This is a genomic window from Bradyrhizobium sp. USDA 3315, from assembly GCF_054056795.1.
Genome location: NZ_JBSRYP010000001.1, coordinates 8389611 through 8416317, shown reverse-complemented (window position 1 = coordinate 8416317; position 26707 = coordinate 8389611). Strand labels below are relative to the sequence as shown.

The following is a 26707-nucleotide window of genomic DNA, read 5'->3' as shown; positions in this document are numbered from 1 at the left end:
GCCATGGCGCCGCGCGTGGTCGTCTTCAACAACATGATCACACCCTACACCAACCGTCTCTACAATGAGCTGGCCAGCCGCGGGCTGGATCTCGCCGTGCTGTCCTGTACACAGCAGGAGGCCGATCGCTCCTGGGCCGGCTCGTTCACGCCGCGCTACATCACGCGCACGGTGCCGGGTGTATCGATTCCGCTGTCGCGGTCGCGTCACACCCATGTCAATATCGGGGTCGGGCGCGCCTTGAATGCGCTCGCGCCCGACCTGCTGTTCGTGAACGGTCTTTATCCCTCGATGCTGGCGGGCGCGGCATGGGCGCGCGCCAACGGCAAGGCGCTCGCGCTGACGATCGACGGCTGGCGCGAGACGATGCCCAACACCGCCTATCACCGTCTGGCGCGACCCTGGCTGCTGCGCCAGTGCGACGCAGTGGTGTGTTGCAGCGACAAGGGCAGGGCGTATTTCCGCGGCGAGGGTGTTCGCGCCGATGATCTCTTCGTGGTGCCGTTGGTGCCGGCATGGGATCCGCCGGCGGTTGTGCCGGCATTCCACGACCGTCCATTTCATCTGCTCTGGTGCGCGCGCCTCAATGACGACGCCAAGAACGCGATCTTCTTCGAGAACGTCGCGATCGCGCTTGGCCGGATCGTGCCCGGGCTGAAGGTGCGCGTGGTCGGGTCGGGCGCCGCCGAACGGCGCATGCTGGCGCGGCTCGGCGGTGCCGGCATCGATGTCAGCCACGACCGCTACCTGCCATGGCAGGCGATATCGGACGTCTTTCTGCAGTCGCGGTTGCTGCTGCTGCCCTCATTGCTGGAACCATGGGGCCTGGTGTGCAACGAGGCCCTGCAGTGCGGGGTTCCCTGCCTGGTGTCGCCCCATGTCGGGGCAGGCGGCGAGTTGGTCCGTGATCAGGGTAACGGCTATGTTTGTGCGCTCGATGAACAGGTTTGGGTCGCCGCGGCGCGCAGCTTGCTCGAACATCCCGCGCGCTGGGAGGCGATGTCGCGGCAGGCCCGGCAGAGCGTGCGACGCGATGCGCTTGCCGACGCCGCGGCGCGTTTTGCGGCCGCGGTCGATCATCTCTTGAGGGCTCCGGCCCGGCAGGAGGCCGTGCAATGATCGGCAGATGGTGGCTGCGAACCGATGTCTTTCTGCACGCCTATCTGGTGATGGTGCTCGGCTGCATCTATTTCCTGTTCAATTTCATCGAGGGCATCTCGTTCGCGGAAAGGGCCGGGGAATCCACGCTGTTCCGCGGCGCCTGGCTGCTGCTCTACATCCTCCTGGTGCTGCACATAGCAATCGATCGGAAGCGCTTCGGCCTGCTGATGCTGCAGTCGCATCTCTATCTGACGTTCATCGCCTTCGCCCTGGTATCACTGGCGCTGAGCACGGACCCCGCCGGCTCGTCGATCAAGTTCGCGATGTATCTGTTGACCACGATGTTCTCGGCATGGGTCGTGATCAGCTGCCCGGTCGATCGTCTCGTCGATACGCTGTTCCGGATCGGGATCGTGGTGCTGATCGTTCACGTCCTGCTCTTTCCGGTGATCGGCTCGCAATGGGATTACGACCCGCTGCACCGGCCGACGGTGCTCGGAACCCAGGCCTATGCCGGCGTGTTCGGTCACAAGAACCTCGCGGGCGCCTTTTTTGGCCTCATGGTGCTGATCTGCTTCGTGCGCATGCTGGCAGGGCCGCGGCGGCAATTCGGCTGGACGCTGCTGCTGATGGGATGTCATTTTTTCGCGCTCGCTGCGGCCGGCGCCGCAGGACCGCTGATCAGCATGTTGACGGCGCTTGCCGTAACCTTCGGGCTTCTGCTGGTGGTGCTCGGGCACAGGGGGGCTGCCTCGATCTATTGGCTCGGCCTCGCCTTTGTTTCGCTTGTCGTGTTCGCCGTGCCGAGCGACGAGTTGTACGGGCTGGTGGGCCGCAGCGGAAACCTGACCGGCCGCTCGTTCCTCTGGTCGGTCTGGCCGCACTTCTTCTGGCAGCACCCCTGGCTCGGCTACGGGTTTTCGGGATTCTTCAACGAACTGCCGAACTCGCCGGTGAACGAGCTGACGAGCATGGCGCCGTGGAATACCGAGTTCGGCTCGTTCGAGAACTCCTATCTTGACGCCTTTCTCCAGTTCGGCCTGCTCGGCGGTGCGCTCTATATGCTGCTGCTGGCGCGCGCGTTGTGGAACACGATCGTCTTTGCGTTCGAGCGGACAGGGATGTACTGGCTGGCACCATTCGCGATGCTGCTGTTCGTCGTGATCGCGTCGGCCAATGACTCCAGCCAGCTGCTGCACAATTATTTCGGCTGCGTGCTGGTGTTCTGGTGCTATTTCGGCCCGGAGGCCAGGCTGCAAATGGCGCCGCGGCGGACATTCAACAGATTGCGGGTGAGTGAGGCGTGAGTGCGTTGATCGACAGGCTGGACCGGGTGGCGGCTCAGGCCCGGGTCGCCGGTGCCGTGAGCGGATTACTCCGCCGGCTGCGGCGGGCCGGGGGCAATGTCGCGCTCGGCCTGATCGATCAGGCGCTGCTGAGCGGCTCCGCCTTCGTGCTGACGATCGTGCTCGCCAATGTGCTCGACATCAATTCGTTCGGCAGGTTCAGCGTTGCCTGGTCGCTGTCGATCCTGATCGAGGCTGTGTTTCTGCGCGGCCTGTTCGACGACGGCTTGCCGGCGACTGCGCACCGCATCCCGAAATCGCTATGGCCGCAACTGCGGCTCGGCCTCTATCTGTCGTCGCTGCTCGTCTCGGGTGCGCTCGGTCTGCTCCTGGCGGGTGCGGGCTTTGTGATCACAGCCGTCGGCGGGGAGGCCGGCGGGCTCGTGATCGCAACCGGGCTTGCGATCCCGGCGGTTCGGCTGCAGAGCATGTTCCGCCGGATTTGCTATCTCGATGGGCGGCTGCCGCGCGCGGTGGCGTCCTCGCTGACCTATTGCGTGGCGCTGGTCGTCTCGGCCGGGTTGATGATCGCCCTCAAGCTCACCGGCGCCGCTGCGGCGATGGCGTGCATCGCGATCTCGGCCGCGCTCGCCGGCAGCTTGCTGCTGGCCCACACCAGCGAGCTGGCCTGGCCGCAAGCCAGAATCTTCCGCGGCTCGCTGCGGCGGCTGCTTCGGAACGGGCGCTGGTTCGTCGCGACCTCGCTCACCTACTGGATCGGCAGCATCGGGCTGATCCCGGTCTGCGGCTTCCTGATCGGGCTGGACGCGAGTGCGTCGCTGCGGATCCTGCTGTTGGTGTTCGCACCGCTCAGCCAGTTCTGCGCGACGATGTTCTCGGTTCGCCTGCCGGAAATCGCGGCCGAACTGCGCGCCGGCCGGCGCAGCGCAGTCGCCGCTGCCGCGCGCGAGAATGCCCTGCTGCTTGGGTCGATCGCCGCCGCCTATGGCACGGCGGTCGTGCTGCTCGGCCAGCGCATTCTGGCGCTTGTCATCCACGGACAGAGCTATGAGATCGGCACCGGCAGCCTCGCCTTGATGGGCGCTGCGATGGCGCTCGACGCGGTGTGGCTCGGCCTCGCGCTGCCGCTGTTTGCGACCGGCAAGCCGCAGCGATTCATGCTGAGCCGGATTGCCGGCCTCGTCGCGCTGTGTTGCGTCCTGCCATTTGCGGCGGAGGCCTGGCAGGTGATGGGCGCGGTCGCGGCGATGGTGGCTTCCAGCGCTGCCTCGGTGATCACGGTTGTGCTGACCAATTCGGCGCGGGAGCGGACATGACCGACGACGCGCGCGGCGGCTCGCTCGAAAAGCTGCATATCGGCGCCTTCAATTGCGGCATCGCGGGCTGGATCAATACCGACATCACGATGCACCTGTGGATCGCGCGGATGCCGTTCGCGGCGAAAGCGCTGCATCTCGCCGGCCTGCTGAGCGATGCCCGCTATGCCGAGCATCGCCAGGGCAAGTTTGCCGGGCTCCGCCACATGAACCTGACCAAGCCGCTGCCGTTCGCGGATCGCAGCCTCTCGGCGGTGTTCAGCGCGCACGTCTTCGAGCACCTGTTTCCTGACGAGGTCGAGCGGCTGGCGCGCGAGATCGCGCGGGTGCTGGCGCCTGGCGGGGTATGTCGCATCGTCGTCCCCGACATGGAGCGGATCGTCGCGCTCTACGATCCGGCGGCGCCGCTGGCTTTCCTCAAGGGCGTTTTCGAGATCGATCGCCGCAAGGAGGCCGCCTTCGCGCATCACTGGGGCTTTACCCGCGCCTCGCTCGCCGCGCTATTCCGCAACGCCGGCTGTTCGGAAACCTACACCCGTGCCTATCGCGAGGGGGTCTGTCCCGACATCGACCGGCTCGACAACCGGCCGGACGAGTCGATCTTCTTCGAGGCCATCAAGTGAGCGCGACAGGAAAATCGATGCATCGTAGCGTGAGGGATCGCGCATGCCGTGCTAGACCGGACCGGCCGGTAGCAGGAGACTGACCTTGCTGGGTGCGATTCAAGCCCGATTTTCCAATGCAGCGCGCCAGCGGCGCGGCGAATTCCTCGTCCGCACCGTGAACCTGCCGCTCGATGCGAAAATCCTCGATCTTGGCGGCGGGACCGGCCGGCACATTCGCGCGATCCTGCCGCGCCATACCGACATCACGGTCTGTGACATCTCGGCCGACGATCTCAAAGCCGCGCGCGAGCGCTTTGGGTTCAAGACGGTCCTGCTCCGGGAGACCGAGCGCTTGCCGTTCGACGATCAGGCGTTCGACTTCTGCTTCTGCTCGTCGGTGATCGAACATGTCACCGGGCCGAAGCAGGATGTCGTGACGATCGAGGACGAAGCGGCGTTTCAGAGCATCGCGCGCGCGCATCAGAACCGTTTTGCGGGCGAGATCTCGCGGGTCGCAAAGTCCTTCTACGTGCAGACGCCGTACCGGTACTTTCCGATCGAAAGCCATACCTGGCTGCCGGGCATCATCGTCCTGCTGCCGAGGCGGCTGCAGATCGCGCTGATCGAGCGATTCAATCGCTTCTGGTTCAAGCGCACCGCGCCCGACTGGCATCTGTTCGACTGGCGCGAGATGACCGAAACGTTTCCGGACGCGAAGATCTATCGCGAACGCTATCTCGGCATGACCAAATCGCTGATGGCGATCAAGGCGTGAGGCAGCCATCCGCCTGTCAGGTCAATCGTCGCGCCGGGCCAGGATGTTGATCAGCGTGCCCACTGCGGGCTGGCGATCGAGTGCCGGCGGCAGCGGGGAGCCGGCAAAGCTGCTCCCCAGCATCGTGAAGCCGGGTTGTCGGAGCAGACCCTGCATGGCCGCCGGCGAGGTATCGAATTTGGAGAATGCGAGATAGCGAAACAGCGGCCGCGCCGACACGCGCGAAGAGGCCGCATGCGCGAGCTTGTAGCTCCGGCGCAGCAGCGATCCGCGGTTGGGGATCGAGAGCAGCAACAGCCCGCCGGGCATGAGCACGCGATGCATCTCGGCGAGGCACTGCGCCACGTCGGGAACATATTCCAGCACGCTCGCGCACAGCGTGCCGTCGAAGGATCGATCGGGAAACGGCAGGCTCGCGATGGTCGGAATCTGCCGGAATGTGAGCCGCCCCGCGAGCATGCCGTCGGCGCCGCGGCCGCGAGCCGCCGCAATCATCTCCGATGAGGCGTCGACGCCGGTGACGTCGCAGCCGCGCCCGGCGAGCAGGCGGGACAGCGTTCCAGTGCCGCAACCGGCGTCGAGCCAGCGCTGCCCATTGAGGTCTGCGTTCCCGAGCAGGCCGAACATCGCGGCCGTCCGCGCCCTGAAGGTGCGGCTCTGATGCAGCGTCTCCCACCCCGACGAAATCTCGTCGTGAAAGCGGATTTCGGGTCGCTCGCGGGTCCGGCCCATGGTGGCCATGATATTCCCTACCAGTGGAAGCCGCTCACTTTGGCGCGCACCTGCTCGGGCAATCCGATCTCCGACAGTTCGAGCACGACCTGGTCGGGACGGGTCGCCGTCAGCGCCGCAACGAAGCGCGGATCCGCCGTCGTCAGCACAATAATGTCGGCCCACTCGATGGTTGCCGTCACGTCGTCGTTCAACAGGCCGACCAGCTCCGGATTGCGCATCAGGAAATCCCGGTTGGCGCCGATCAGTTGCGAGAGCTGCACATTGGGGTCGTAGATCCGGATGTCGCGCCGCGCGCCGCGCAGGCTCTTCACCAGCCTCACGAAGGGACTGTCGCGGACGTCGTCGGTGCCGGCCTTGAAGCTGATGCCGAGGAACGCGATGCGGCGGCCCTCATGCGACAGGATCCAGTCGGCGCCGCGCGACATGATCATGTCATTGCTCGGCAGGATGCTCTCGAGCACCGGCGTCGACAGTCCGCGGCTGTGCGCAAGGTGTTTCAGCGCCTTGACGTCCTTGGGCAGGCAGGAGCCGCCGAACGCAAAGCCCGGCCGCAAATAGGCCGGCGAGATGTTGAGCCTTGTGTCCTGCATGAAGATGTTCATGACGTCGCGGCCGTCGATGCCGAGCGTCTTCGCGATCGTGCCGATCTCGTTGGCAAAGCTGACCTTGAGCGCATGCCAGCTGTTGTCGACATATTTCACCAGTTCCGCGGTCTCGACCGGTGGCGTGATCTTGGCGCCGGGCAGATCCTTGTAGAGCGCCATGACGCGGTCGGCGGTTTTTTGGTTGAAAGCGCCGACCACGGTCTTGGACGGCGCGTTGAAATCCGCAATGGCGCTGCCCTCGCGCAGGAACTCGGGATTGAAGGCAAGGTCGAAATCGCGTCCGATCCTGTTGCCGGAGGCTTCCTCGATCAGCGGCCCGACGGTACCGCGAGTGGTGCCAGGCAGCACGGTGGAGCGAATCGTCACGGTATGCGGCGCGTTCTTGGCGCGCAGTCCGTGGCCGATCTCGATCGCGACCTGTCGGATCGCGGTCAGGTCGAGGTTGCCGTTGCCGGACGAGGGCGTGCCGACGCAGACCATCGATATGTCGCTGTTGACGATCGCTTCGGTGGCGTCGGTGGTCGCGGTCAGCTGACCGGTTGCCACCGCGCGCGCCACCTTGTCCGAGATGCCCGGCTCGACGACCGGCGATCTGCCTCCGCGGATCAGGTCGACCTTCGCAACGCTTTTGTCGACGCCGATGATCTGGTGGCCGAGTTCGGTGAAGCAGGCGGCGCACACCGTTCCGACATAGCCGAGGCCGAAAATGCTGACATTCATGCTTCGACCTTCAACAATCCAGGACGTGCGCGTGGCCGCAGCCGCGTCGCGTTTGACATGAGTGAGGCGGCTGCGCGTTCAAGACGATGCCCGCCCGGCAGCTGCGTTCGCGCTGGAAGGTTGCGAGGTCGGCCGCTCGGCGGGTGCATGCGCGCGCGGTGCACGGCTTTGTGCGGGGGCCTTCCCGGCGAACAACGCCTCATAGGCCGCGAGCAGCTTCGGCTCCTCATGCGTCCACGACAGCGCGCGCTCGACGCGGTTGCGGCCAAATGCCCCCATCGTCTGCCGCAATGCCGGATCTTCGATCAACGTAATGATCTTGCTGGCGAAATCCCTCGGATCGTTCTTCGCGGCATAGAGCGAGGCGTCGAGCGCCGAGCGGCGGCCTTCGCGAACGTCGAACTGAACGATCGGCCGTCCGAGCGCCATGTATTCCATGATCTTGTTCATGGTGGAGATGTCGTTCATCGGCGTGACGCGGTCCGGATTGACGCAGACGTCAGCGGTCGAGAGCATCGTGAACAGCGCGTCATCCGCGATGGCGCCGGTGAAGTTCACGTAGTCGGAGAGCTGCATCTCCTCGCAGAGCTTGACCACGGCATTCCACTCCGGCCCGGTGCCAGCGATGTTGAACTGGATGTCGGTGCGGCCGAGATCGTGCACGATGTGGCCGATCGACTGCAGCAGAAGATCGATGCCTTCCGATTGGCCGATCACGCCGACATAGCCGACGCTGTAGCGCCGGCCACGGCGCCAGGCCGGATCGGCCGGCCGCGAGCGCACCCGGTCGAGATTGGGGCCGGATCGCACCACGAAAACCCGGCCGGCCGGCATACCGCCGCGCGTGATCGCGATCTCGCGATAGGATTCGTTAGTGGCGATCGAGATGCTCGCCGTCTTGAAGGTGAGATATTCGACCAGCCGCAGCAGCTGCCAGAAGAAGTCCCTGCGGCCGAATTTCGCCTCGTAGAGCTCGGGATTGACGTCGTGATGATCGAACACGAAGCGCTTGCCGCCGAGTTTGAACAACAGGCCGATCAGGAAGATCAGGTCGGGCGGATTGCAGCCCTGGATCACGTCGAAGCCGTGCTTCCACGCCACCTTGATCGCGAGCAGCGTTTCCCAGAACAGCGCGACCGGATATTCGATCAGGTAGGCGGCGATCCCGCGCGCTTCCACCGGCATCGGATGGCGATAAATGTGAATGCCTTCGAGGCATTCGTAGGATTCGTTATGACCCCGCCCCTTCGGGCAGATCACGGAAACTTCATAGCCCGCCTTGCGCAGCGACGTTGCTTCGCACCACACCCTGCGATCGAAAGGAACCGGAAGGTTCTCGACGATGATCAGGATCCGCCGCGGTGATGGTTCAGCTCTCGACATCTGAGATGATCTATACCATTGACCTAACAACATCACAATCCGACTAACATCGGCATTAACATGCGCGGCTTCCACTATGCAATCCCGGCACCGATGTGACGGCGACGAGACAGGGACATGGCAGGCAGAGTGAGGGATTGGGGCCAAAGGGCATTGATTGCGCTGGTTTTGAGCGCGCTGCTGCCGCTGGCCTACAAATGGCCGCTGCAGTGGAATGGTTCGACGTCAAGCGATGCGCTGAGTGCGAGCCGCGTGAATGCGGTGATCCCGCCTACGCTGTTCGGCATGACGATCAACGCAATCGGGCAGTCGCAGCCAAAGTCGCAGCCCTGGCCCGAGCTCAAATTCGACGGCGTTCGGCTATGGGGCGCGATCTACTGGGCACAGATCAATCCGGCGCCCGGCATCTACAATTGGGCGCGCTTCGATGCCATCCTGGCGGCGGCGGAGCGCGAGCACGTCGAGATCGTTCTCAATCTCGCCTATACGCCGCGCTGGGCCGCGTCGGTGAAGGATGCGCCGCCGGCGTTCACGCCCGGTGCAAGCTCGCCGCCGGCCGATCTCGCGTCATGGGATGACTGGGTGCGCGCGGCCGTGGCGCGAGCCGGCGGCCGCATCAAATACTGGGAAATCTGGAACGAGCCCGAGGATCCCAAATATTACTCGGGCGATATCGCAACCATGGTCCAGCTGCAGAAGCGGGCCTACGAGATCATTAAAGCCAGCGATCCCACCTTGACCGTGCTGACACCGCCGTCCAACGGCACACCGGACGGATATCGCTGGCAACAGGCCTTCATGGCGCAAGGCGGCGGACAATATGCCGATGTGTTCGCCTTTCACGGCTATACGAGCGAGCCCGAAGCGGTGATTGGAATCATTGCGCGCTTCAAGAAGATCCTTGTCGCGCACGACCTGTCCGCGAGGCCGATCTGGGACACCGAGGCCGGCTGGTCGTCCTATGAGGACAATCCGGACGGGTGTCTGGCACGCGCCTACATCCTGAAATGGATCAGCGGCGTCGACCGGTTCTATTGGTACGAGTTTGCCGGAGGCGGCAGCGACTTTGGAAAATTATGGGACCCGGCGCGCGGGCTGCTTCCGAGCGGAATTGCCTACCGCACGATCCAGTCCTGGCTGGTCGGTGCAAGCGTCGTGGCGGCAGGCAGGACGTCGCCGACGACCTGGCGCGTCGAGCTTCGCATGCCGGATGGCCGTAACGGTCTGATCCTCTGGACCACCAAAGGCCGGTCCGTTTATCGGGCCGACCCGCGTTTCAGCCTTTACCAGGGCCTCGACGGCGGCGAAGGGCCTGTCGCCAACGGCGAGGTCGAGATCTCGCCAAAACCGGTCCTGTTGCTGGAATGATAACAATGTTAAGTCTCCGGCAATGAGATAATTATGACGATGTTTCCTGGCTTCATTGCGGGCGTTGGGCGCGATACAAGGAGCGCTGTTAACTTGAGGCGATTGACCGACCGTGAAGCAGATCGCGCAGAACTATAAGAGCGGTGAGCTCAAGCTGATCGATGTGGCGGCGCCGCGCTGCCGTCCCGGCGGGGTTTTGGTGCGCACGGCGTTCTCGGCGGTGTCGACCGGCACCGAGATGATGAAGTTCACCGAAGGCCGCCTGTCGCTGCTCGGCAAGGCGCGCGCGCGACCCGACCAAGTTGCCAAGGTGGTGAGCTCGGTCCGTCAGCAGGGGTTGCTTGCGACCTATCAGAAGGTGATGAACCGCCTCGATTCCTACACGCCGCTCGGCTACTCGCTGTCGGGCACCGTCGTGGAAGTGGGCGAGGGCGTCGGTGGCTTCTCGGTCGGACAGCGTGTCTGCTGCGGCGGCAATCAATATGCAACCCACGCCGAATATAATTGGGTGCCGGTGAACCTCTGCGTGCCGCTGCCGGACAGCGCTGCGCTCGACCAGGCCGCATTCACCACGATCGCCTCGATCGCGCTGCAGGCGATGCGCCAGTCGGAGATCCGTTTCGGCGAGACCGCCTGCGTGATCGGCCTTGGCCTGATCGGGCAGATCATGGTGCGGCTGCTGCGCAGCGCCGGTGTCGTGGTCGCCGGGCTCGACAGGCTGGAGGCGCGATGCCGCCAGGCGGAGACTGCGGGCGCCGCGGTCTGTGCCGTCGCATCGGATGATGCCGCGGCCGAATTCCGCGCCCGGATCGACCAGCTGACCGCAGGCAACGGCGTCGATTGCGTGTTCATCACCGCAGGCAGCGACGATCCCGATCTCGCGTCGCGTTCGGCGGCGCTGCTGCGCGACCGCGGCCGCATTGTCGATATCGGCAAATGCACGCTGAACCTGCCGTGGAGCGAATTCTACGACAAGGAGCTCGACGTGCGCTTCTCGCGCTCCTACGGCCCCGGCCGCTACGATCCGCTCTATGAGGAGGGCGGCATCGATTATCCGATCGGTCATGTGCGCTGGACCGAGAAGCGCAATATGGAGGCGATCGTCGCGCTGCTCGCCGACGGGCGGCTCGATTTTTCCTCGCTGATTTCCGAAACGGTGCCGCTGGAGCAGGCGACGTCGGCGTTCGAGCGCATGAGCCGTGGCGAGGTCGGTCTCGGCATGGTGTTCGCCTATCCGGACGCCGCTCCCCGCGCGATGCAGATGACCTATCGTCCGGCGGTTGCCCTGCGCAGCGGCCGGGTGCGGCTCGGCGTCATCGGCGCCGGCAATTATGCCTCCAGCATGCTGTTGCCGCAGCTTGCGAGCAACCAGCGCGTCGATCTCGTCGAGGTCGCCACCAATACCGGCCTGAGCGGCGCCACGGCGGTCCGCAAGTTCGGCTTCGCGCGTGCCTCGACGGACGCGGCCTCGGTGCTCGGCGCCGACGACATCGATGCCGTGCTGATCGCAACGCGCCATGCCTCCCATGCCGACCTCGCGACGCAGGCGCTGCGCGCCGGCAAGGCGGTGTTTGTCGAGAAGCCCTTGGCGATCGATACAAGCTCGCTCGATCGATTGGAGCAGGTGATCCGGGAAACCGGCAACAGCCGGCTGATGGTCGGCTTCAACCGCCGCTTTTCGCCGCTGCTGCAGGGCATGCGCGCGGCGTTCGCGCCGGCAGGACCGCAGACCCTGCAATATCGCGTCATCGCCGGGCCGCTGGAGAAATCGTCCTGGTATCTGCAGGCCGAGAGCGAAGGCAGCCGCTTCGTCGGCGAGGGCGGCCATTTCATCGACGTGTTGTGCTGGTGGCTCGGCGCCGAGCCGGTGCGTGTCTCCGCGAGCACGGCGGGCAGGGACGTCGACAATCTCGTCGCCACCTTCGATTTTGCCGACGGGTCGGTCGCGAGTCTCAGCTATCTCACCGGCGGCGATCCGCGGGTGCCGAAGGAAGCGCTCGAGATATCGGCAAGCACGGGTTTTGCCGCCTTCGACAATTTCTCGGGCTTCGAGGTCTGGCACGCCGGACAGCGCACGGCGAAGACAGCGCGGCTCGACAAGGGCCAGCGGCCGATGCTGGATGCCTTCATCGCCGCGGTCGCATCGGGAGCCGCGATGCCGATCGCGCTCGACGGGTTGCTGGCGACCACGCGCGCAACGCTTGCCGTGCAGGAAAGCGCGGCCGCCGGGATGCCGATCGATCTGACGGTCGGCGCGGCAGAGCAGCGCGTCGCGCACGCCTCGACGGCGTGAGATGAATCCGGCCTGGTATCTGCGCAGGCTGCAGCGCATGGAGCCGTCCGAGCTTGCGGGGCGGGTGAACGACCAGGTGCTGCATCTGCTCTGGCGGATCACTCCGCCGGATATCGCGCGGCGCGCCAGCGCCAGGCTCGCTGCCGGCCCGCGGCAGCCGCGCCTGAAGCCGCTGCCTTCGCGGGCCAGCGCTCCGCAACAGGCCGCCGAACGGCTGATCCAGAGCTCCGATCGGATTCTCGCCGGGCACTGGCGGATTTTCGCCAGGGATCATGGGGCCCTCGGCGAACGGCCCGACTGGTTCGTCGATATCAGAAGCGGCAAGCGGGCGCCGGCCGGCGTGCACGCATTCGCGGTTCCCTATCGTGACGAAACCGCGGTCGGAAACATCAAATACATCTGGGAGCCGTCGCGTCACCACCATCTCACGGTGCTCGCGGCCGCGTATTACCTGAGCTCCGACGAGCGCTACGCCAGGCGCGCGGCCGAGCATCTGGTGAGCTGGTGGCGCGAAAATCCGTTCCCGCGCGGCCCGCACTGGATCAGCGGCATCGAGCTTGGCGTGCGGCTGATCTCATGGGCCTGGGTACGTCAGCTGCTGCAGAACTGGCCCGGCGCTGCCGCGCTGTTCGAGGACAACGAACTGTTCCTGACGCAGCTCTATGCGCATCAATACTGGCTGTCGCAGTTCCCAAGCCGTGGCTCCTCGGCCAACAACCACCTCATCGCGGAGGCTGCCGGGCAGTTCGTGGCGGCTTGCGTGTTTCCGTTCTTCCAGGACAGTGCGCGATGGCGCGAGCAATCGGCCGCCACACTGGCGCACGAAGCCGTTGCGCAGACGCTTGCCTGCGGCAGCAACAGCGAGCTCGCGACCGATTATCATGGCTTTGTTCTCGAACTGCTGCTGGCGGCGGCAGTGCAGGGCGAGTCCTCCGGACATCCGCTTGGCGATGCAGTGTGGACCACGATGTGCCGCATGAGCGACGTCATTGCTGCGATGCTGGACGATCGCGGTCATCCGCCGCGGCAGGGCGATGGCGACGACGGCATCGGCCTGTTGCTCGACGATCACGCCGGCAATCGCTGGCTCGGCTTGCTCGCCAGCGGCGCGCGCCTGTTCGGCGCTCTGCCATGGTGGCCCACATCGCCGGAGCCCGATCTGCGCAGCTTTGTGCTCACCGACGGCATCGAGGCCCGTGCGATCGCCGGGCGGCCCAAGCGCCGCCCGCATTTGCTTGAGGGGGCGGGACAGATCTTTCTGATCGATTCCGAGCGCGCGGTGTGGTGCCGTTGCGACCACGGCCCGCATGGCTTCGGCCGCATTGCCGCCCACGCCCATGCGGACGCGCTGTCGCTCGAATGCAGGATCGGCGGTGTCGAGATTCTCGCCGACCCCGGCACCTATTGCTACCATGGCGATCCGCGAAGGCGGGCCTACTTCCGCTCCACGCTGGCGCACAACACGCTGTGCCTGTTCGCGCGCGACCAGTCGGTCTCAGGCGGGCCGTTTCTCTGGACACGGCATGCGCAGAGCCGGCTTGTCGCAGCCAGCGGCCTGGACGATCGCGATGCAGATGCGAGCTGGGTCGCGGAGCATTCGGGATATCGCGACGAAGCAGGTGTCGTGCATCGCCGCTCGGCGCAATTGCAGCGTCAGGCGGCGCGGCTCGTCGTCACCGATATCGTGCTTGCTGATGAAGGGCTTGCGGTCCCGGCGAGCCTCAGCTGGCATCTCGGTCCCGACGTCGAATGCAGGCTCGAAGGGCACAGGGCGCAGCTCGCATGGCCCGGCGGGCGCGGCGAGCTCGATCTGCCGGCGACCCTCAGCTGGATGCCGTATCGGGGTGACGAGACCATGCCGGCCGGCTGGTATTCGCCGTCCTTCGATCTCAAGGTACCGGCGACGACCTTGATCGGCTCCGGTACGCTCGCGGGCGGCCAAAGCCTGGTGACCGAGCTGTGCTGGTTTTCAGACCCGGCCGGATCATGAAGATCCTGGTCGCTCACAACAGGTATCAGGGACGCGGCGGCGAGGACGTCGTGTTCGAAGCGGAAGTCGACCTGCTGCGCGCCGCAGGACACAGCGTCGAAACGCTCACGGTCAGCAACGCGGCGATCAATTCGCTCGCCGCGCGCATCACGACCACGCTGTCGATCGCCGACAACGCGGAGGGAAAGCGGGTCGTGGCGGAGGCGATCGACCGCTTTCGCCCCGACGTCGTGCATGTCCACAATTTCTTCCCGCTGCTGTCGCCTGCGGTATTCGATCTCTGCCGGCAAAAGCGCGTGCCCGCGGTGGTGACCCTGCACAATTATCGCACCATCTGCACCGGCGGCATGCTGCTGCGCGACGGCCGCATCTGCCACAAGTGCCTCGATCGCGGCCATCTCTGGGGCGTCGTGCACCGCTGCTACCGCGGATCGCTTCCGGGCTCGATGGCGTCGGCCTACATGATCGCGCGGCATCAGCGCCGCAGCACCTGGACGCGTCCTGGCCTGCGCCTGATCGCGTTGACGCAGTTTGCGAAAACCCTGTTCACACAGGCCGGCTTCGACGCAGACCGAATCGACGTGAAGCCGAATTTCATGGCCGATCCGGGGGCGCCCGATCCAGCCACGCCGCGCCGCGGGCTGCTCTATGTAGGACGGCTGAGCCGCGAGAAGGGCGTCGGCGTGCTGCTCGAGGCCGTTGCGGGGACCGGCGCGTCCTTGCGCGTCGTGGGTGAGGGACCGGAGCGTGCCGCGTTGGAGGCTCGGGCGCCCGATCATGTCACCTTCCTGGGCGGGCTCTCGCGCGATGAGGTGCTGCGGGAAATGGCGAATGCCCGGGCATTGGTGGTGCCGTCGCTGTGGTACGAGGGATTTCCGATGGTCGTGGTCGAGGCCTTCGCGCGCGGCACGCCGGTCATCGCCTCCGAGATCGGCGGACTTGCCGAGGTGGTGAGCGCCGGCAAGACCGGCGCGCTGGTGCCGCCGGGCGATGCGGCCACGCTCCGAAAGCGGATCGGTGAGGTTCTCGGCGCCGCCGGCCTGACCGCCGCATGGGGACGGGCCGCACGAGCCGCCTATCTCGAGCGCTACGCGCCGGACGAGAACCGCCGGCTGCTCGAGGCCATCTACGCGCGCGCCGCCGGGGGATGATCGCCGCAGGTCGGCGCTTTGCGCGCGATCGGGCATCGTCCCGCCGGTTCCATGCCGGCGTCGCTAACATATTGCGGCAAATCTGGTGTTAATTTGTTACAGCGGGATGTCTGATCGGCATCGCGCGCCAGGTTTTAATTCCGCGGGCGAACGGCGCTGATTCTGCGGGTGATTCCATGGATCTCGCCTGATCGAGCCCGCAATCTGCTGCCAAGCGGCGTTATAACACTAGCCGGTGGGGCGTCGGCCGCGAAATTTGACGCTTTTTTGCAGAACGTCTCATGCGATGCAGAAATATTTTTTTCAGATCAGAAAATCGCGTCGAAGCGCTCACGGCATCAGCGAAATTCTGCGCTCCCGCGGCATCCCGGGCCCCCGTGAAACCCCGTATAATCACTACCCTTTTTTGCGCCGCGGCTAACATTGGCGATGGGCGTGCTCTGAATGTTATAGTGCATCCGAAATGGTGCTAAGTCTCACATAAATCTCGTGGAACCGGGTGTTAACGGCGCATTGCTAATTGACACTCCGGCCTAGCGGACTTAACAATGGACTTAACAAGTTCGTAACCTGGGTCCACATTTGGGTTGCATCGCAACAAACCAGTTGTGAATCAACAGCTTAAGTGTGGGCGAGCGGCTTGAATCCTCGTATCCCAAGCAGGGGCTACATCGATGGCGACTTACAATCTCGACCAGACTGACCTCAAACACGCGATCAACGGAACGATCGATCACTCGACCCAGCAACAGATTCTTGACTATCTGATCAACGCGGGGATCGGATACACCAGCCCGGATAACGGCGCGACGATTCCGGTGCAGGAAGGGGCTGGGATCACCAACCCGGATCCGAACGCCAATGTTCTGATCGAAACCAACCCGATTAACACCGTTAACACCGACGCCAACCTGAAGGCGATCATCGAGGACACCAACAAGGACGTCACGCTGACGGTGAACGGCAGCACCCCGGTGCTGGTCGCGACCGGCCACGGCAACGATCAGGTGTTCATCAACAACACCGGCGACACGACGGTTCTCACCGGCTCTGGCAACGACACCATCTTCGGCGGTGCCGGTCACGACTCGATCGATGCCGGCTCCGGCAACGACGTGCTGGTCGACAACGTCTCCGGTCAGAGCACGCTGGATGGCGGCAAGGGCAACGATCTGCTGTTCGGCTCCGGTGCCGACACCCTGAACGGTGGCTCCGGCAACGACACACTCTACGGCGGCAGCTCGTCGCAGCTGAGTGGCGGTGACGGCAAGGACGTGCTGGTGTCCGGCAGCACCGCCGGCAATTCCAGCACGCTGGATGGCGGCAAGGGCAACGATGCGCTGTACGGTGGTGCGGGCAACGACAGTCTGGACGGCGGCGCCGGCAACGACTCGCTGTATGGCGGTTCCGGTGTCGACACGCTGCATGGCGGCAACGGCAATGACCTCCTTGTCGGCGGTGCCCAGACTGCTGCTGAGTTCGGCGGCAACGGCAAGGACGTGCTCTATTCGGGCAGCGATGCGTCGCACGCGACCTCGCTCGACGGCGGTGCCGGCAACGACTCGCTCTATGGCGGCGCCGGCAACGACACGCTGCATGGCGGTTCCGGCAACGATACGCTGGTCGCCGGCTCCGGCACGCAGACTCTGATCGGCGGCGACGGCAAGGACTCGTTCGTCGGCTCCGACACCGGTACGGCCTCGATGGTTGGCGGCTCCGGTCAGGACTACTTCTACCTGAACAACGCCACCAGCAGCGACACCATCGATGGCGGTGGCGGCAACAAGGACTCCCTGACCTTCCTGGATCACGCTTCGACCGACGTGAGCGACATCAGCTCTGGATCGAACGGTTCTATGGACATCACCTTCAGCAATGGTCAGGTGACCCAGATCAGCAACATTGAATACCTGATCTTCAACGATGGTAATTCGACCAAGCTGTAAGATCCTAGGTCTGCACTAAGCGAAAGCGCCGCCCCAACCGAGGTTGAGGCGGCGCTTTTTTCTTTGATCGCCAGCATGGCCGTCAGGAATGGGTAATTGAAATTGAACAATCGAATACGCTGCCGTTGATGATCATGACGCACCTGCGATGAGTTCGACGGCTCGCCTCAAGGGGAAGCGCATGCGCGCATCCCGATTGGAACTTTGTCGGCCGATTCGCGTCGGATGCATCGAATTAATCACAAGTTCCGCCCGGGGCATTTCCGCCAATGGATGTTATAAGTTAGTTCGTCACATTCGGACCACGTAGCTTTTGTAAAGCCGTGCCGCTCGCTTGACACAACGGAGCTGCGCCCGATGGCTATCTGCGGCCCTGGCACCTTTGTTCAAGACGAACGATCGCTGCAGAACTCAGCCGCTTAACGAACTCGCGGAGCTCTCGAATTGGCCAAGAAAAAAATGCTGAATGCCGGCGCTGGATCGACGGTTACCAAGCGCATCCAGCCGCTCCTGACATCGCATGAATGGGACGAGATTCGATTAGACGTCGACGGCGGCGTGAGCCCCGACGTCGTCGGGTCGATTACCGATCTTGCCCGATTGTTTCCGGCGGCCTCGTTCGACGCGATCTGGTGTTCTCATGTCATGGAGCATCTCTACGCCCATGAGGTTCACCCCACATTCGTCCAGTTCCGCCAAGTCCTCAAGCCGGACGGATTCGCGTTGATCATGTCTCCCGACCTCGAGGCGGTCGCGCAGCACATGTTGACGCGCGGCCTCGGCGCGATCGCTTACGTCTCGCCGGCTGGTCCGATCCGGCCATTGGACATGATCTACGGGCATTCCGGCGCGATCGAGCAGGGGCGCTATCACATGGCGCACAAGACCGGCTTTTCGACCGAGCGGATGGGAAACCTGCTGCTCAGCGCCGGCTTTCCGACGGTTTCCGTTCGGAGCGGGAATTTTGAGATCTGTGCATTGGCACTCATGCCGGAGGCCAGGGATGAGCGGATCAGGCCGCAGCTGGAGGCCTGCGGATTCGACTTCCAGGAGACGGTGACCGCCGACTCGTGATTTGTCGATGTTAAACAATGTTATAAGGTTCCCTGGTTAAATCGCGCGAGAACGTGCTCGAAATTGGCTTCGCGGCCTGCCGTGAAACATATCTTTTCGGGTGACGCGCTGAAAATGCTGCGTTAGCGAACTAACAGTGATACGTTATATCTCGCTGGGACCGGACCTTGCGCAGTCGAAACTTCGAGGCATCCATGACCAAACACCTCTCGCTCGTCGGCGCACCTTCGGTGGAGGCGCTGCCACCTTCGGGCCTCGCTTGTCTCGTCATCGTGGCAAGGCAGCATGGCTTGCATCTGACCCCGTCCCAGCTGATCCACGACAACCTCCTGGGCGATCAGGAAGTCACGCTGGCCGAGCTTTTGAAGTGTGCGAATTCCTCGGGCATGACGGCAAAGGCCGTCACGCTGGACTGGAAGGGTCTGAGCCATCTCAAGAGGGCGCTGCCGGCCATCGTTCGGCTGCGCGACGGCAGCCACATGGTGCTGCTGCGCCTCGAAGGCGACGAGAACAGCTCCCGGGTGGTCCTGCAGGATCCGAACGCGAGCGAGGACGCGCTGCTCGTCATCGATCAGCCGCGCTTTGAGGACATCTGGTCGGGCGACGTCGTCATGGCCAAGCGCGACTATGAGATTTCCGACGAGACGCAGCCGTTCAGCTTCGGCTTTGTCACCGCATTGTTGTTCCGCGAACGGCGCATCCTGCGCGACGTCGCGATTGCGGCGCTGATCCTGGGCTTCATGGGCCTGGCACCGATCATGTTCTGGCGGCTGCTCTCGGACAAGGTTATCTTCTACAAGGCCTACAACACGTTCTATGTGCTGTGTACTGCGATGCTCGTGGTCATCGTGTTCGAGGCGGCATTCTCGTTCCTGCGGCAGTATCTGGTTCAGCGTTTGACGGCACGCCTCGACGTCAAACTGTCGACCTACGTGTTCGAGAAGGTGCTCAATCTGCCGATCGACTACTTCGAGCAGAATCCCGTCGGCCTGATTTCCCGGGATATCCGCGAAGTATTTCGAATTCGCGGCTTTCTGACCGGGCAGTTGTTCGGGACCATTCTCGATTCGACGACGCTGTTCTTCTTCCTGCCCGTCATGTTCTTCTTCAGCCCGCTCATGACGCTGATGGTTCTTGCCTTTGCTGCGATGATCGTGACCTGGCTGATCGTGATGCTGCCCGCCTATCGGAAGAAGTCCTCGGCAACCCTGGCGGCCGAAGGGGCACAGGGAGCGTTTCTGATCCAGAGCCTGAACGGCATGCGGACCATCAAATCGCTGGCGCTCGATGCGCGCCAGCGCCACATGTGGGACGTGCTGGTGGCGCGCGTCGCCAAGGCGCGGCTTGCGGAAGGCATGACCGGAACCGCCATCCAGACGCTGGTGAAGCCGTTGGAGCGGCTGGCGGTGAGTGCTCCCTATGCGTTCGGCGTCTACATGGCCGTGTCGAGTGGCGATCCGGTCTATGTTGGCGCGCTGTTTGCCTTTCTGATGCTGTCGCAGCGCGTTGCCGGCCCCCTGATGCAGATGGCCCAGCTCATCAACCAATATGACGAGGCGCGCACCGCGGTCACGATCGTCGGCAGGCTGGTGAATCAGCCGGCCGAGGAGGGACGCTCCGGCCATGGGGTGAGGGTCCCGCTGAAGGGGCTGGTCGAATTCTCCGGCGTCACGTTCAAGTACAAGGGCGCGGTGTCGCCGGCGCTCAACAATATTTCCTTCGAGATTCCGCTCGGTACGACGCTGGGCGTGATGGGCAAGAGCGGCTCGGGCAAGACCACGATCACGCGGCTATTGCAACGCCTGCACTCCGACTATGGCGGACTGATCAAGGTCGACGGTATCGATGTCCGCGAATACGACGTCGACCATCTCCGGCGCAACGTCGGCGTCGTGCTGCAGGAGAACTTCCTGTTCAGCGGCACGATCCGCGAGAATATTGCGGCCGCAAAGCCCGATGCGACCTTCGATGACATCGTCAGGGCGGCGCGATTGGCCGGTGCCGAGGAATTCATCGACAAGCTGCCGCGAGGCTATGAGACCTATATCTACGAGGGATCCACGAATCTTTCCGGAGGCCAGCGCCAGCGCCTCGCGATCGCGAGAGCGCTGATCGTCAATCCGCCGATTCTGATCCTGGACGAAGCGACCAGCGCGCTCGATGCGGAGAGCGAGACGATCGTGAACGCGAATATTTCGCGGATTGCCCATGGCCGCACGCTGATCATCATCTCGCACCGTCTGTCGTCGCTGACGAAGGCCGACGCGATCCTCGTTCTCAACCGCGGCGTCGTCGACGATATCGGTCGTCATGAGGAACTTCTTGAACGGAACGACATCTACAGCTCGCTCTGGTACCAGCAGAACACTCACCTTGCGCCGGCGGGCCGCAATGAAAAGAATTTCAGGAGTCCGACCCTTGTCTCCTAATCAAGCTTCGCTCGCGACCGTTCGCCAGTTCCAGTCCGAGACCGATGCGATCCGCGAGGCCGCCGAGCCGTTGCTGGCCCGCGCAACGCTGTTCGTCCTGGTGGGGTTCCTCGCCGCCGTCGTGGCGATCATGTGCTTCACGCGCGTCGATCGCGTGATCACGAGCGTGGGCGGCAAGATCGTTCCCGTCGATCAGATCAACGTCCTGCAGGCTTTGGACGCGTCCATCATCAAGACGATCGATGTTCGGGAAGGTCAGCAGGTTGAGACGGGACAATTGCTCGCGACTCTGGACTCGACGTTCACGGCTGCCGATGTCACGCAGTACAAGCTGCAGGTTGCGAGCCTTGAGGCGCAGGTCGCCCGGGACGAGGCCGAATTGTCCGGAAAGCCGTTGTCGTACGGCCAATCCAACGATCCTGATGTCACCAGGTACAACTCCTTGCAAAAGGCGCTCTACGACCAGCGCGTCGCGCAGTACCACGCACAGGTGAACAGCTACGATTCCAAGATCAGCCAAACCGAAGCGACGATCCAGAAGTCGAAGAAGGACGACGAGCGGTACAGTCAGCGTGCCGAGATCGCCGGCAAGATCGAGGACATGCGCTCGACGCTCGCCGAAAGCGGCAGCGGGTCCAAGCTGAACCTGTATCTGTCGCAGGACACGCGCCTGGAGCTGTTGCGTCAGATCGACAACACGCACAACACTTTGCTTGAAGCGCAGCACCAGCTGGATTCCTTGAAGGCGGATCGCAACGCCTTCACCGAGCAGTGGAACGCGCAGCTGAGCCAGGATCTGGTCACGACGCGCAACAACCTTGATACGGCCCGCTCACAGTATGACAAGGCGATGAAGCATCAGGACCTTGTGCGGTGGACGGCTGCCGAGCCATCGGTCGTCTTGACCCTCGCCAAGCTCTCGGTCGGGTCCGTGCTGAAGCCGGGTGATCCCTTCATCACGCTGATGCCGCTCAAGACGCGGCTCGAGGCGGAGATCCAGATCCTGTCGCGCGACGTCGGCTTCGTCCGGCCCAACGACCCCTGCACGATGAAGGTCGATGCGTTCAACGCGGCGGAGCACGGTACGGCCGAAGGCAAGATTCGCTGGATCAGCGAAGGCGCCTTCACGAACGACGATGATGGAAAGCCTGTCGACGCCTTCTATAAGGCGCGGTGTTCGGTCGACCAGACCAACTTCAAGGATGTTCCGAAGACCTTCCGCCTCATCCCCGGCATGACGCTGCAGGGTGATGTCAATGTCGGCACCCGCTCGGTGGCGATGTATCTGCTCGGCGGCATGCTGCGCAGCGCAAAAGAAGCAATGCGCGAGCCATGACGGTATCGACGCGTTCCCTTCTCGACTTGCTGCGCCCCGGCTCGTCCCGTTCAGACTCGAAGCCGTTTGAACGGGGGCTGGAGGCGTACGAGAACCAGCAATATCTCGAGGCGTTGCGGTTTTGGCGGCTCGCCTCGCAAGCCGGCGATCCGGAGGCGGATTACCGGATCGGGTTGCTCTATGCGCGGAACGAGGGTGTTATCGGCAGCCTTCCGGATGCGGTCGCGTGGTACGAACGCGCCGCCCTGAAGGGACATACCGAAGCCCAATTCCAGCTTGGCTTGATCTACTTCAACGGCGTCAACGCCACGGTTGGACCGAACAGGCCAGAGATGTGGCGGCAATCCACTGCGGCGCGTCTGGGCGACAAGGCAGTCAACCTCCACGATCTGGTTTTCCCGAACGGAATCGGCGTGCCCAGGGATATCGACGCCGCGTTCCTCTGGTTATCGGTGGCGGCGGAGGCCGGCAAAGCGGAGGCGCAAGCGATCCTTGGCGATATGTACGCCAACGGGCAAGGCTGCACGAAAGATCACGCTGCCGCCCTGCGCTGGTACGAGGCCGCGGCCGAGCAGAAGGCGGCGGCCGGTGAGTTCGCGCTTGGCGATGTGTATTATCAGGGGCGGGGCGTTCCCGTCGATTTCGCGCAGGCCGCGATCTGGTATCACAAGGCCGCGGAACAGGGACATGTGCGCGCACAGGTTGCGCTCGCTTTCATGTGCCTCAAGGGCACCGGGCTTCCCCAAAATGTCGAGGAAGCCGCGCGACTGTTCCAGAGCGCCGCTGCCCATGACGATACGATCGCGCTCTACAACATTGCACTGCTGCGGTTGAGCGGCAAAGGGGCTGTCAAGGATCTCGACAGGGCCGAGACCGCATTGCGCAAGGCGGCGCGGAAGGACTACCTGCCGGCGATCCAGGCGCTGGCTGAGTTCTATGCGCTCGGAACTGCCGCCGAGCCGGATCTGCGCGAGGCGGCATATTGGTACGAGAAGGCGGCCGAGCGCGGCGATACGCAGGCGCAGTTCCTGACCGGACGCTTCTATGCCACCGGCACCGGCGTTCCGCCCAGCATTCGCCAGGCTGCGAAATGGTTCGAGCGTGCGGCGGAGGGCGGCCATGCCACGGCGGCCCACAACATTGCGGTGTTCTATCTCAATGGCAGGGGCGTGGCGCGCGATGTCGCCGCTGCGATCAAGTGGTTCGAGCGCGCATCCGAAGGAGGCATTAGCGCCGCCGGCGTACAGCTCGGCCGGCTCTACTCGGCGGGCAACGGCGTGCCGCGCGATCAAGCACGTGCGGCGGAGTGGCTCAGCAAGGCGGCCGACGGCGGCGATGCCGATGCGAAGACGGCCTATGCGATGTTTCTTATCCAGGATGAACCGTCCGCGGAGCGTCTTGCGCAAGCACGTGCGCTGCTGACCGACGCTGCCGAGGCGGGCCATCCGGCTGCGGCATTTCAGCTGGGCGGCCTTCACATGGGAAGATCCGGCGGCGCCGTCGACGTTCCGGCCGCAGCCCAATGGTTCAAACGCGCGGCGAGCGCCGGCCACGTCGAGGCCCAGCACACATTGGCGCTACTGTATTCCGATCCCAAGAGCGGCCTCAAGGATCCGCAGGCCGCCGCCGGCTGGATCGTCAAGGCCGCGGACGGCGGCAACGCTGCGGCGCAGTTCAAGCTTGCGGTGATGTATTGCACCGGACAAGGCGTCGAGCAGGACCTCGCCAACGGCGTCACGTGGTACGAGGCGGCGGCGCGCCAAGGCCATACGACGGCGCAATACAACCTTGCCGTGATGCTGGGCCGGGGACAGGGCCGCGATGCCGATCCGGCGAAGGCGGCCGAATGGTTCGAGGCCGCTGCGAAGCAGGGCATGATCGAAGCCCAACTCGCAATTGGCGATGCGCTGCGCGCCGGCAACGGCGTCGCACAGGATCGCGATCAGGCGCTGTACTGGTATCGACAAGCGGCACAGCAGAACAACGAAGGCGCGCGACGTCGTCTGCAGGCAATGGGCGAGAGCGTTGGCTGAGATTGTTGGAGGCGGCATCGCGTCGCGCGCAGGCAACGGCAGAGATGATGGACAGCTTTGTTTTTGAGCGCGAAGGCACGGAAGCGGGCAAGTCCGCGTGACAATCTAGGCAGAACTAACAATGGTTTTCACATCGACGACAGAGAGATTGCGCTAATGTTGCGTTCGCGGAAGAAATGTTCATTGTACCTCTGGTTGTGTGGAGATGATCGATAAGGATCAAGAGGTCACGATCCGGGCATGTCAGGCAGCGTGATCTCGGGATCGAACTTCCGCGCGACCGGGAAAGAGAAACTGGACCCGGCGCTGAGCGTTGGCAGGAGATTGAGTGGCAATGAACAAGATGGTCGAACGGAGCGTCAGGGATACAAAGGATATGTTGCCCGTTGCCAGTCCGGTTCAGCAGGACGACCATCCGCAGAGCCTGTTCCTGGATCCCGACGTAGGCGATCTCCAGTCAGGATCGCGTCTGCGCGGCGCGATACTGGAGTATTCGGGGCGTGGGATTTCGGGTTGGATTGTCGATGCCCAGTCGCCCGCTTCAACCGTTTCGATCGCGCTTTTTGTCGGTTCCCACTGTGTCGAGGAGGGACGGACAGGCCGATCTATGCCGGCCCGCGTAGGTCCGCGGAGCGTGATCGGACGTCCCGGATTTCGTATCGATCTATCCGCGTCGGGAGTGCGCCGTCGCTTGGCGCGCGCCCTGAGAAACGCGCTTGTGGAGCCTAAGCGTGCGCAGATCTATCTGCGTATCAGCCTGAATGATGGCGAGTACTACGAAATACCCCTGTTCGAGAACTATACGCCAGGCGAATTGATCGTCGCGCTGGGGTTCTCGACCGCGGACTACGACGACCTGTTGTTTCCGAGCAACAACAGGATCGTTGCTGGACTGGCGGACGCGCCTCCCAAGGAGGTGCGCTACATTTGCTTCTACCTCCCGCAATTCCATTCATTTGATGAAAATGACAGGTGGTGGGGGCCAGGGTTTACCGAGTGGACCAACGTCGCGCGCATGCGTGCCCAGTTTCCGGCACACGAGTCCCCATGGTTGCCGGCCGATCTTGGATTCTATGACGTCCGGCTGCCGGAAACGCGTCGTCAGCAGGGCGAGCTGGCGCGCCAGTACGGCATCGATGGATTTTGCTACTACGTCTATTGGTTCCAAGGCCGAAGGTTATTGGAAAAGCCGCTTCAGCTGCTGCTCGAGGACGGCGAGCCGAACCTGCCTTTCTGCATTTGCTGGGCAAACGAGAATTGGTCTCGTCGGTGGGACGGCTCGGACGCTGAGCTTCTGTTGGGACAAAACCACTCCCTGGACGACGATGTCCGCTTTATCGACGACATGGCCGACCTGCTGCTCGATGAGCGCTACATAACTGTCGACGGTCGAAAGGTCATCATCATCTACAGGCCGTCATTGTTGCCGGACAAGCAGCGCTTGTTCGAGATTTGGCGCGAGCGAGCCAGAGAACTCGGAATCGGCGAGCTTCTCATTTGCAATGCGATGACGTTCGGAGAGTTCGATCCGCGCGACGTCAATTGCGACGCGGCAATCGAGTTTCCTCCCCACACGGTCTCGACAAGGGAGGTGCCGCCGACCGAAGTCGATGCGCCGCCGACCTTCGCCGGAAAGGTGTACGACTATGTCGACGCCATGCGATCGTCGATCGGCAAGACCTACGACTTCCCGTTCTTTCCTGCGGTGATGCCGCGTTGGGACAATACGCCTCGCAAGGGGCCGCGCGGTCACGTCTTTACCAGGTCCAGTCCGGAAGCGTTTGAGGTTTGGCTTCGCGATGCAACCCTGCGTGCCAAGGGCAACAGCTTTTCCGAATCATTGGTGTTTATCAATTCCTGGAACGAGTGGGCGGAAGGTGCGCATCTCGAGCCGGATTCGCGCCATGGACGGGCGTTTCTCGAGGTCGTGCGAAGGGTCGCTTCGGCTGAGCCCATTTCGGCCCAGATTCGAAATAGCCCTGATTTGCTGGATTGCCTGAGTAGGCAGGAGCTTGAGTGGGCGGTAAAAGAAGCCTCGACGCATGTCGAAGTGCTCGCAAGCCTGCACCGGTCGGGCCTGACCCATTCGGGGGTGCAGCGCGTAAGAAGCGGCACGCCAGTGGAGGCAGAAGGCGCGTCCGGTAATCCGGCAGGTTCGTTGCTGGTGATCGAGAACATCAATTCTCAAACCGGCGAACGGGTGATTGTCGATCCGCGCTATGAGATATTGGTGCGGGGATGGATTTGCGCGGGCAACGCCTTTGAGGCCAGCCGACAGAGAACGGGATTCCTGGTCTTGTCGGGGCTTACTCCGGATGGCGCAGCAAACGGCGGCTATTGTCTGATCGTAGATTGGCACGAGCGCGTGGACGTGAAGGAGTATATGAAGGCCGAGAGCAAGGACTGCTATTTCGGTTTCCAGCTGTCCTTCTCGATTCGAGATTTGCCGGATGGTGAATATCAACTCGCGGTTCTGGAGGTCGGCGACGGGACTAGTGCACTCGTGCGGTCTCGCCATTCGATCATCGTGAGACGTTGAG

General features: G+C 63.5%; 18 protein-coding genes. 15 read left to right on the top strand and 3 right to left on the bottom strand.

The window, feature by feature from the left end; all coding sequences use genetic code 11:
* Positions 1 to 3: 3 nt before the first annotated feature.
* From ACVIYL_RS39425 to ACVIYL_RS39405, 5 genes are all read left to right on the top strand, one after another.
* Positions 4 to 1119, top strand: coding sequence for a glycosyltransferase family 4 protein (locus ACVIYL_RS39425; protein ID WP_456781106.1), 1116 nt, complete (start codon positions 4 to 6; stop codon positions 1117 to 1119).
* Complete coding sequence (locus ACVIYL_RS39420) at positions 1116 to 2408, top strand: O-antigen ligase family protein (RefSeq protein ID WP_456781105.1); 1293 nt, start codon at positions 1116 to 1118, stop codon at positions 2406 to 2408. The genes ACVIYL_RS39425 and ACVIYL_RS39420 overlap by 4 nt, the downstream gene beginning before the upstream one ends.
* On the top strand, positions 2405 to 3724 hold the full coding sequence (locus ACVIYL_RS39415) for a polysaccharide transporter (protein WP_456781104.1): 1320 nt from the start codon (positions 2405 to 2407) through the stop codon (positions 3722 to 3724). Before ACVIYL_RS39420 ends, ACVIYL_RS39415 begins: the two co-directional genes overlap by 4 nt.
* Positions 3721 to 4347, top strand: coding sequence for a class I SAM-dependent methyltransferase (locus ACVIYL_RS39410; RefSeq protein ID WP_456781103.1), 627 nt, complete (start codon positions 3721 to 3723; stop codon positions 4345 to 4347). Before ACVIYL_RS39415 ends, ACVIYL_RS39410 begins: the two co-directional genes overlap by 4 nt.
* Before the next feature lie 85 nt (positions 4348 to 4432).
* Positions 4433 to 5104 (top strand): class I SAM-dependent methyltransferase, encoded by a 672-nt coding sequence (locus ACVIYL_RS39405; RefSeq protein WP_057020220.1) that lies wholly within the window; start codon positions 4433 to 4435, stop codon positions 5102 to 5104.
* A gap of 21 nt (positions 5105 to 5125) precedes the next feature.
* Here ACVIYL_RS39405 and ACVIYL_RS39400 read toward each other — a convergent pair whose 3' ends face one another.
* The 3 genes from ACVIYL_RS39400 to ACVIYL_RS39390 all read right to left on the bottom strand — a co-directional run bounded on the left by ACVIYL_RS39400 (position 5126) and on the right by ACVIYL_RS39390 (position 8547).
* Positions 5126 to 5845 carry a class I SAM-dependent methyltransferase gene (locus ACVIYL_RS39400; RefSeq protein ID WP_456781102.1) on the bottom strand — a complete coding sequence of 240 codons (720 nt, stop codon included), beginning with the start codon at positions 5843 to 5845 and terminating at the stop codon, positions 5126 to 5128.
* 8 nt (positions 5846 to 5853) lie between these two features.
* Positions 5854 to 7164: a nucleotide sugar dehydrogenase gene (locus ACVIYL_RS39395; RefSeq protein WP_456781101.1), complete on the bottom strand. Its 1311-nt coding sequence runs from the start codon at positions 7162 to 7164 to the stop codon at positions 5854 to 5856.
* A gap of 78 nt (positions 7165 to 7242) precedes the next feature.
* A complete protein-coding gene (locus ACVIYL_RS39390) occupies positions 7243 to 8547 on the bottom strand; it encodes a glycosyltransferase family 4 protein (protein WP_456781100.1) in 1305 nt (434 codons plus the stop codon).
* Positions 8548 to 8664: 117 nt separating this feature from the next.
* Here ACVIYL_RS39390 and ACVIYL_RS39385 point away from each other — a divergent pair, with 117 nt between their 5' ends.
* From ACVIYL_RS39385 to ACVIYL_RS39340, 10 genes are all read left to right on the top strand, one after another.
* The gene (locus ACVIYL_RS39385; protein ID WP_456781099.1) at positions 8665 to 9915 is read left to right on the top strand and encodes a glycosyl hydrolase; all 1251 of its coding nucleotides are present in this window, start codon (positions 8665 to 8667) and stop codon (positions 9913 to 9915) included.
* Between the two features lie 112 nt (positions 9916 to 10027).
* Positions 10028 to 12208, top strand: coding sequence for a bi-domain-containing oxidoreductase (locus ACVIYL_RS39380; protein WP_456781098.1), 2181 nt, complete (start codon positions 10028 to 10030; stop codon positions 12206 to 12208).
* 1 nt (position 12209) lies between these two features.
* On the top strand, positions 12210 to 14198 hold the full coding sequence (locus ACVIYL_RS39375) for an alginate lyase family protein (protein WP_456781097.1): 1989 nt from the start codon (positions 12210 to 12212) through the stop codon (positions 14196 to 14198).
* On the top strand, positions 14168 to 15349 hold the full coding sequence (locus tag ACVIYL_RS39370) for a glycosyltransferase (RefSeq protein WP_456781096.1): 1182 nt from the start codon (positions 14168 to 14170) through the stop codon (positions 15347 to 15349). Before ACVIYL_RS39375 ends, ACVIYL_RS39370 begins: the two co-directional genes overlap by 31 nt.
* 674 nt (positions 15350 to 16023) lie before the next feature.
* Positions 16024 to 17295: a calcium-binding protein gene (locus tag ACVIYL_RS39365; protein ID WP_456781095.1), complete on the top strand. Its 1272-nt coding sequence runs from the start codon at positions 16024 to 16026 to the stop codon at positions 17293 to 17295.
* A gap of 459 nt (positions 17296 to 17754) precedes the next feature.
* The gene (locus tag ACVIYL_RS39360) at positions 17755 to 18369 is read left to right on the top strand and encodes a class I SAM-dependent methyltransferase (RefSeq protein WP_057020229.1); all 615 of its coding nucleotides are present in this window, start codon (positions 17755 to 17757) and stop codon (positions 18367 to 18369) included.
* Positions 18370 to 18563: 194 nt separating this feature from the next.
* The gene (locus ACVIYL_RS39355; protein ID WP_057020230.1) at positions 18564 to 20798 is read left to right on the top strand and encodes a peptidase domain-containing ABC transporter; all 2235 of its coding nucleotides are present in this window, start codon (positions 18564 to 18566) and stop codon (positions 20796 to 20798) included.
* Complete coding sequence (locus ACVIYL_RS39350) at positions 20788 to 22134, top strand: HlyD family type I secretion periplasmic adaptor subunit (protein WP_456781941.1); 1347 nt, start codon at positions 20788 to 20790, stop codon at positions 22132 to 22134. The genes ACVIYL_RS39355 and ACVIYL_RS39350 overlap by 11 nt, the downstream gene beginning before the upstream one ends.
* Positions 22131 to 24167 carry a tetratricopeptide repeat protein gene (locus tag ACVIYL_RS39345; protein WP_456781094.1) on the top strand — a complete coding sequence of 679 codons (2037 nt, stop codon included), beginning with the start codon at positions 22131 to 22133 and terminating at the stop codon, positions 24165 to 24167. The genes ACVIYL_RS39350 and ACVIYL_RS39345 overlap by 4 nt, the downstream gene beginning before the upstream one ends.
* A 334-nt stretch (positions 24168 to 24501) precedes the next feature.
* Positions 24502 to 26706 (top strand): glycosyltransferase WbsX family protein, encoded by a 2205-nt coding sequence (locus ACVIYL_RS39340; RefSeq protein WP_456781093.1) that lies wholly within the window; start codon positions 24502 to 24504, stop codon positions 26704 to 26706.
* Position 26707 lies beyond the last annotated feature (1 nt).

Bases quoted from the DNA above. Each gene is read 5' to 3' on its own strand.
- ACVIYL_RS39420 (WP_456781105.1), top strand. From the start codon at position 1,116: ATGATCGGCAGATGGTGGCTGCGAACCGATGTCTTTCTGCACGCCTAT.
- ACVIYL_RS39410 (WP_456781103.1), top strand. From the start codon at position 3,721: ATGACCGACGACGCGCGCGGCGGCTCGCTCGAAAAGCTGCATATCGGC.
- ACVIYL_RS39375 (WP_456781097.1), top strand. From the start codon at position 12,210: ATGAATCCGGCCTGGTATCTGCGCAGGCTGCAGCGCATGGAGCCGTCC.
- ACVIYL_RS39400 (WP_456781102.1), bottom strand. From the start codon at position 5,845: ATGGCCACCATGGGCCGGACCCGCGAGCGACCCGAAATCCGCTTTCAC.
- ACVIYL_RS39360 (WP_057020229.1), top strand. From the start codon at position 17,755: ATGCTGAATGCCGGCGCTGGATCGACGGTTACCAAGCGCATCCAGCCG.
- ACVIYL_RS39425 (WP_456781106.1), top strand. From the start codon at position 4: ATGGCGCCGCGCGTGGTCGTCTTCAACAACATGATCACACCCTACACC.
- ACVIYL_RS39355 (WP_057020230.1), top strand. From the start codon at position 18,564: ATGACCAAACACCTCTCGCTCGTCGGCGCACCTTCGGTGGAGGCGCTG.
- ACVIYL_RS39390 (WP_456781100.1), bottom strand. From the start codon at position 8,547: ATGTCGAGAGCTGAACCATCACCGCGGCGGATCCTGATCATCGTCGAG.
- ACVIYL_RS39340 (WP_456781093.1), top strand. From the start codon at position 24,502: ATGAACAAGATGGTCGAACGGAGCGTCAGGGATACAAAGGATATGTTG.
- ACVIYL_RS39385 (WP_456781099.1), top strand. From the start codon at position 8,665: ATGGCAGGCAGAGTGAGGGATTGGGGCCAAAGGGCATTGATTGCGCTG.
- ACVIYL_RS39395 (WP_456781101.1), bottom strand. From the start codon at position 7,164: ATGAATGTCAGCATTTTCGGCCTCGGCTATGTCGGAACGGTGTGCGCC.
- ACVIYL_RS39365 (WP_456781095.1), top strand. From the start codon at position 16,024: ATGGCGACTTACAATCTCGACCAGACTGACCTCAAACACGCGATCAAC.
- ACVIYL_RS39345 (WP_456781094.1), top strand. From the start codon at position 22,131: ATGACGGTATCGACGCGTTCCCTTCTCGACTTGCTGCGCCCCGGCTCG.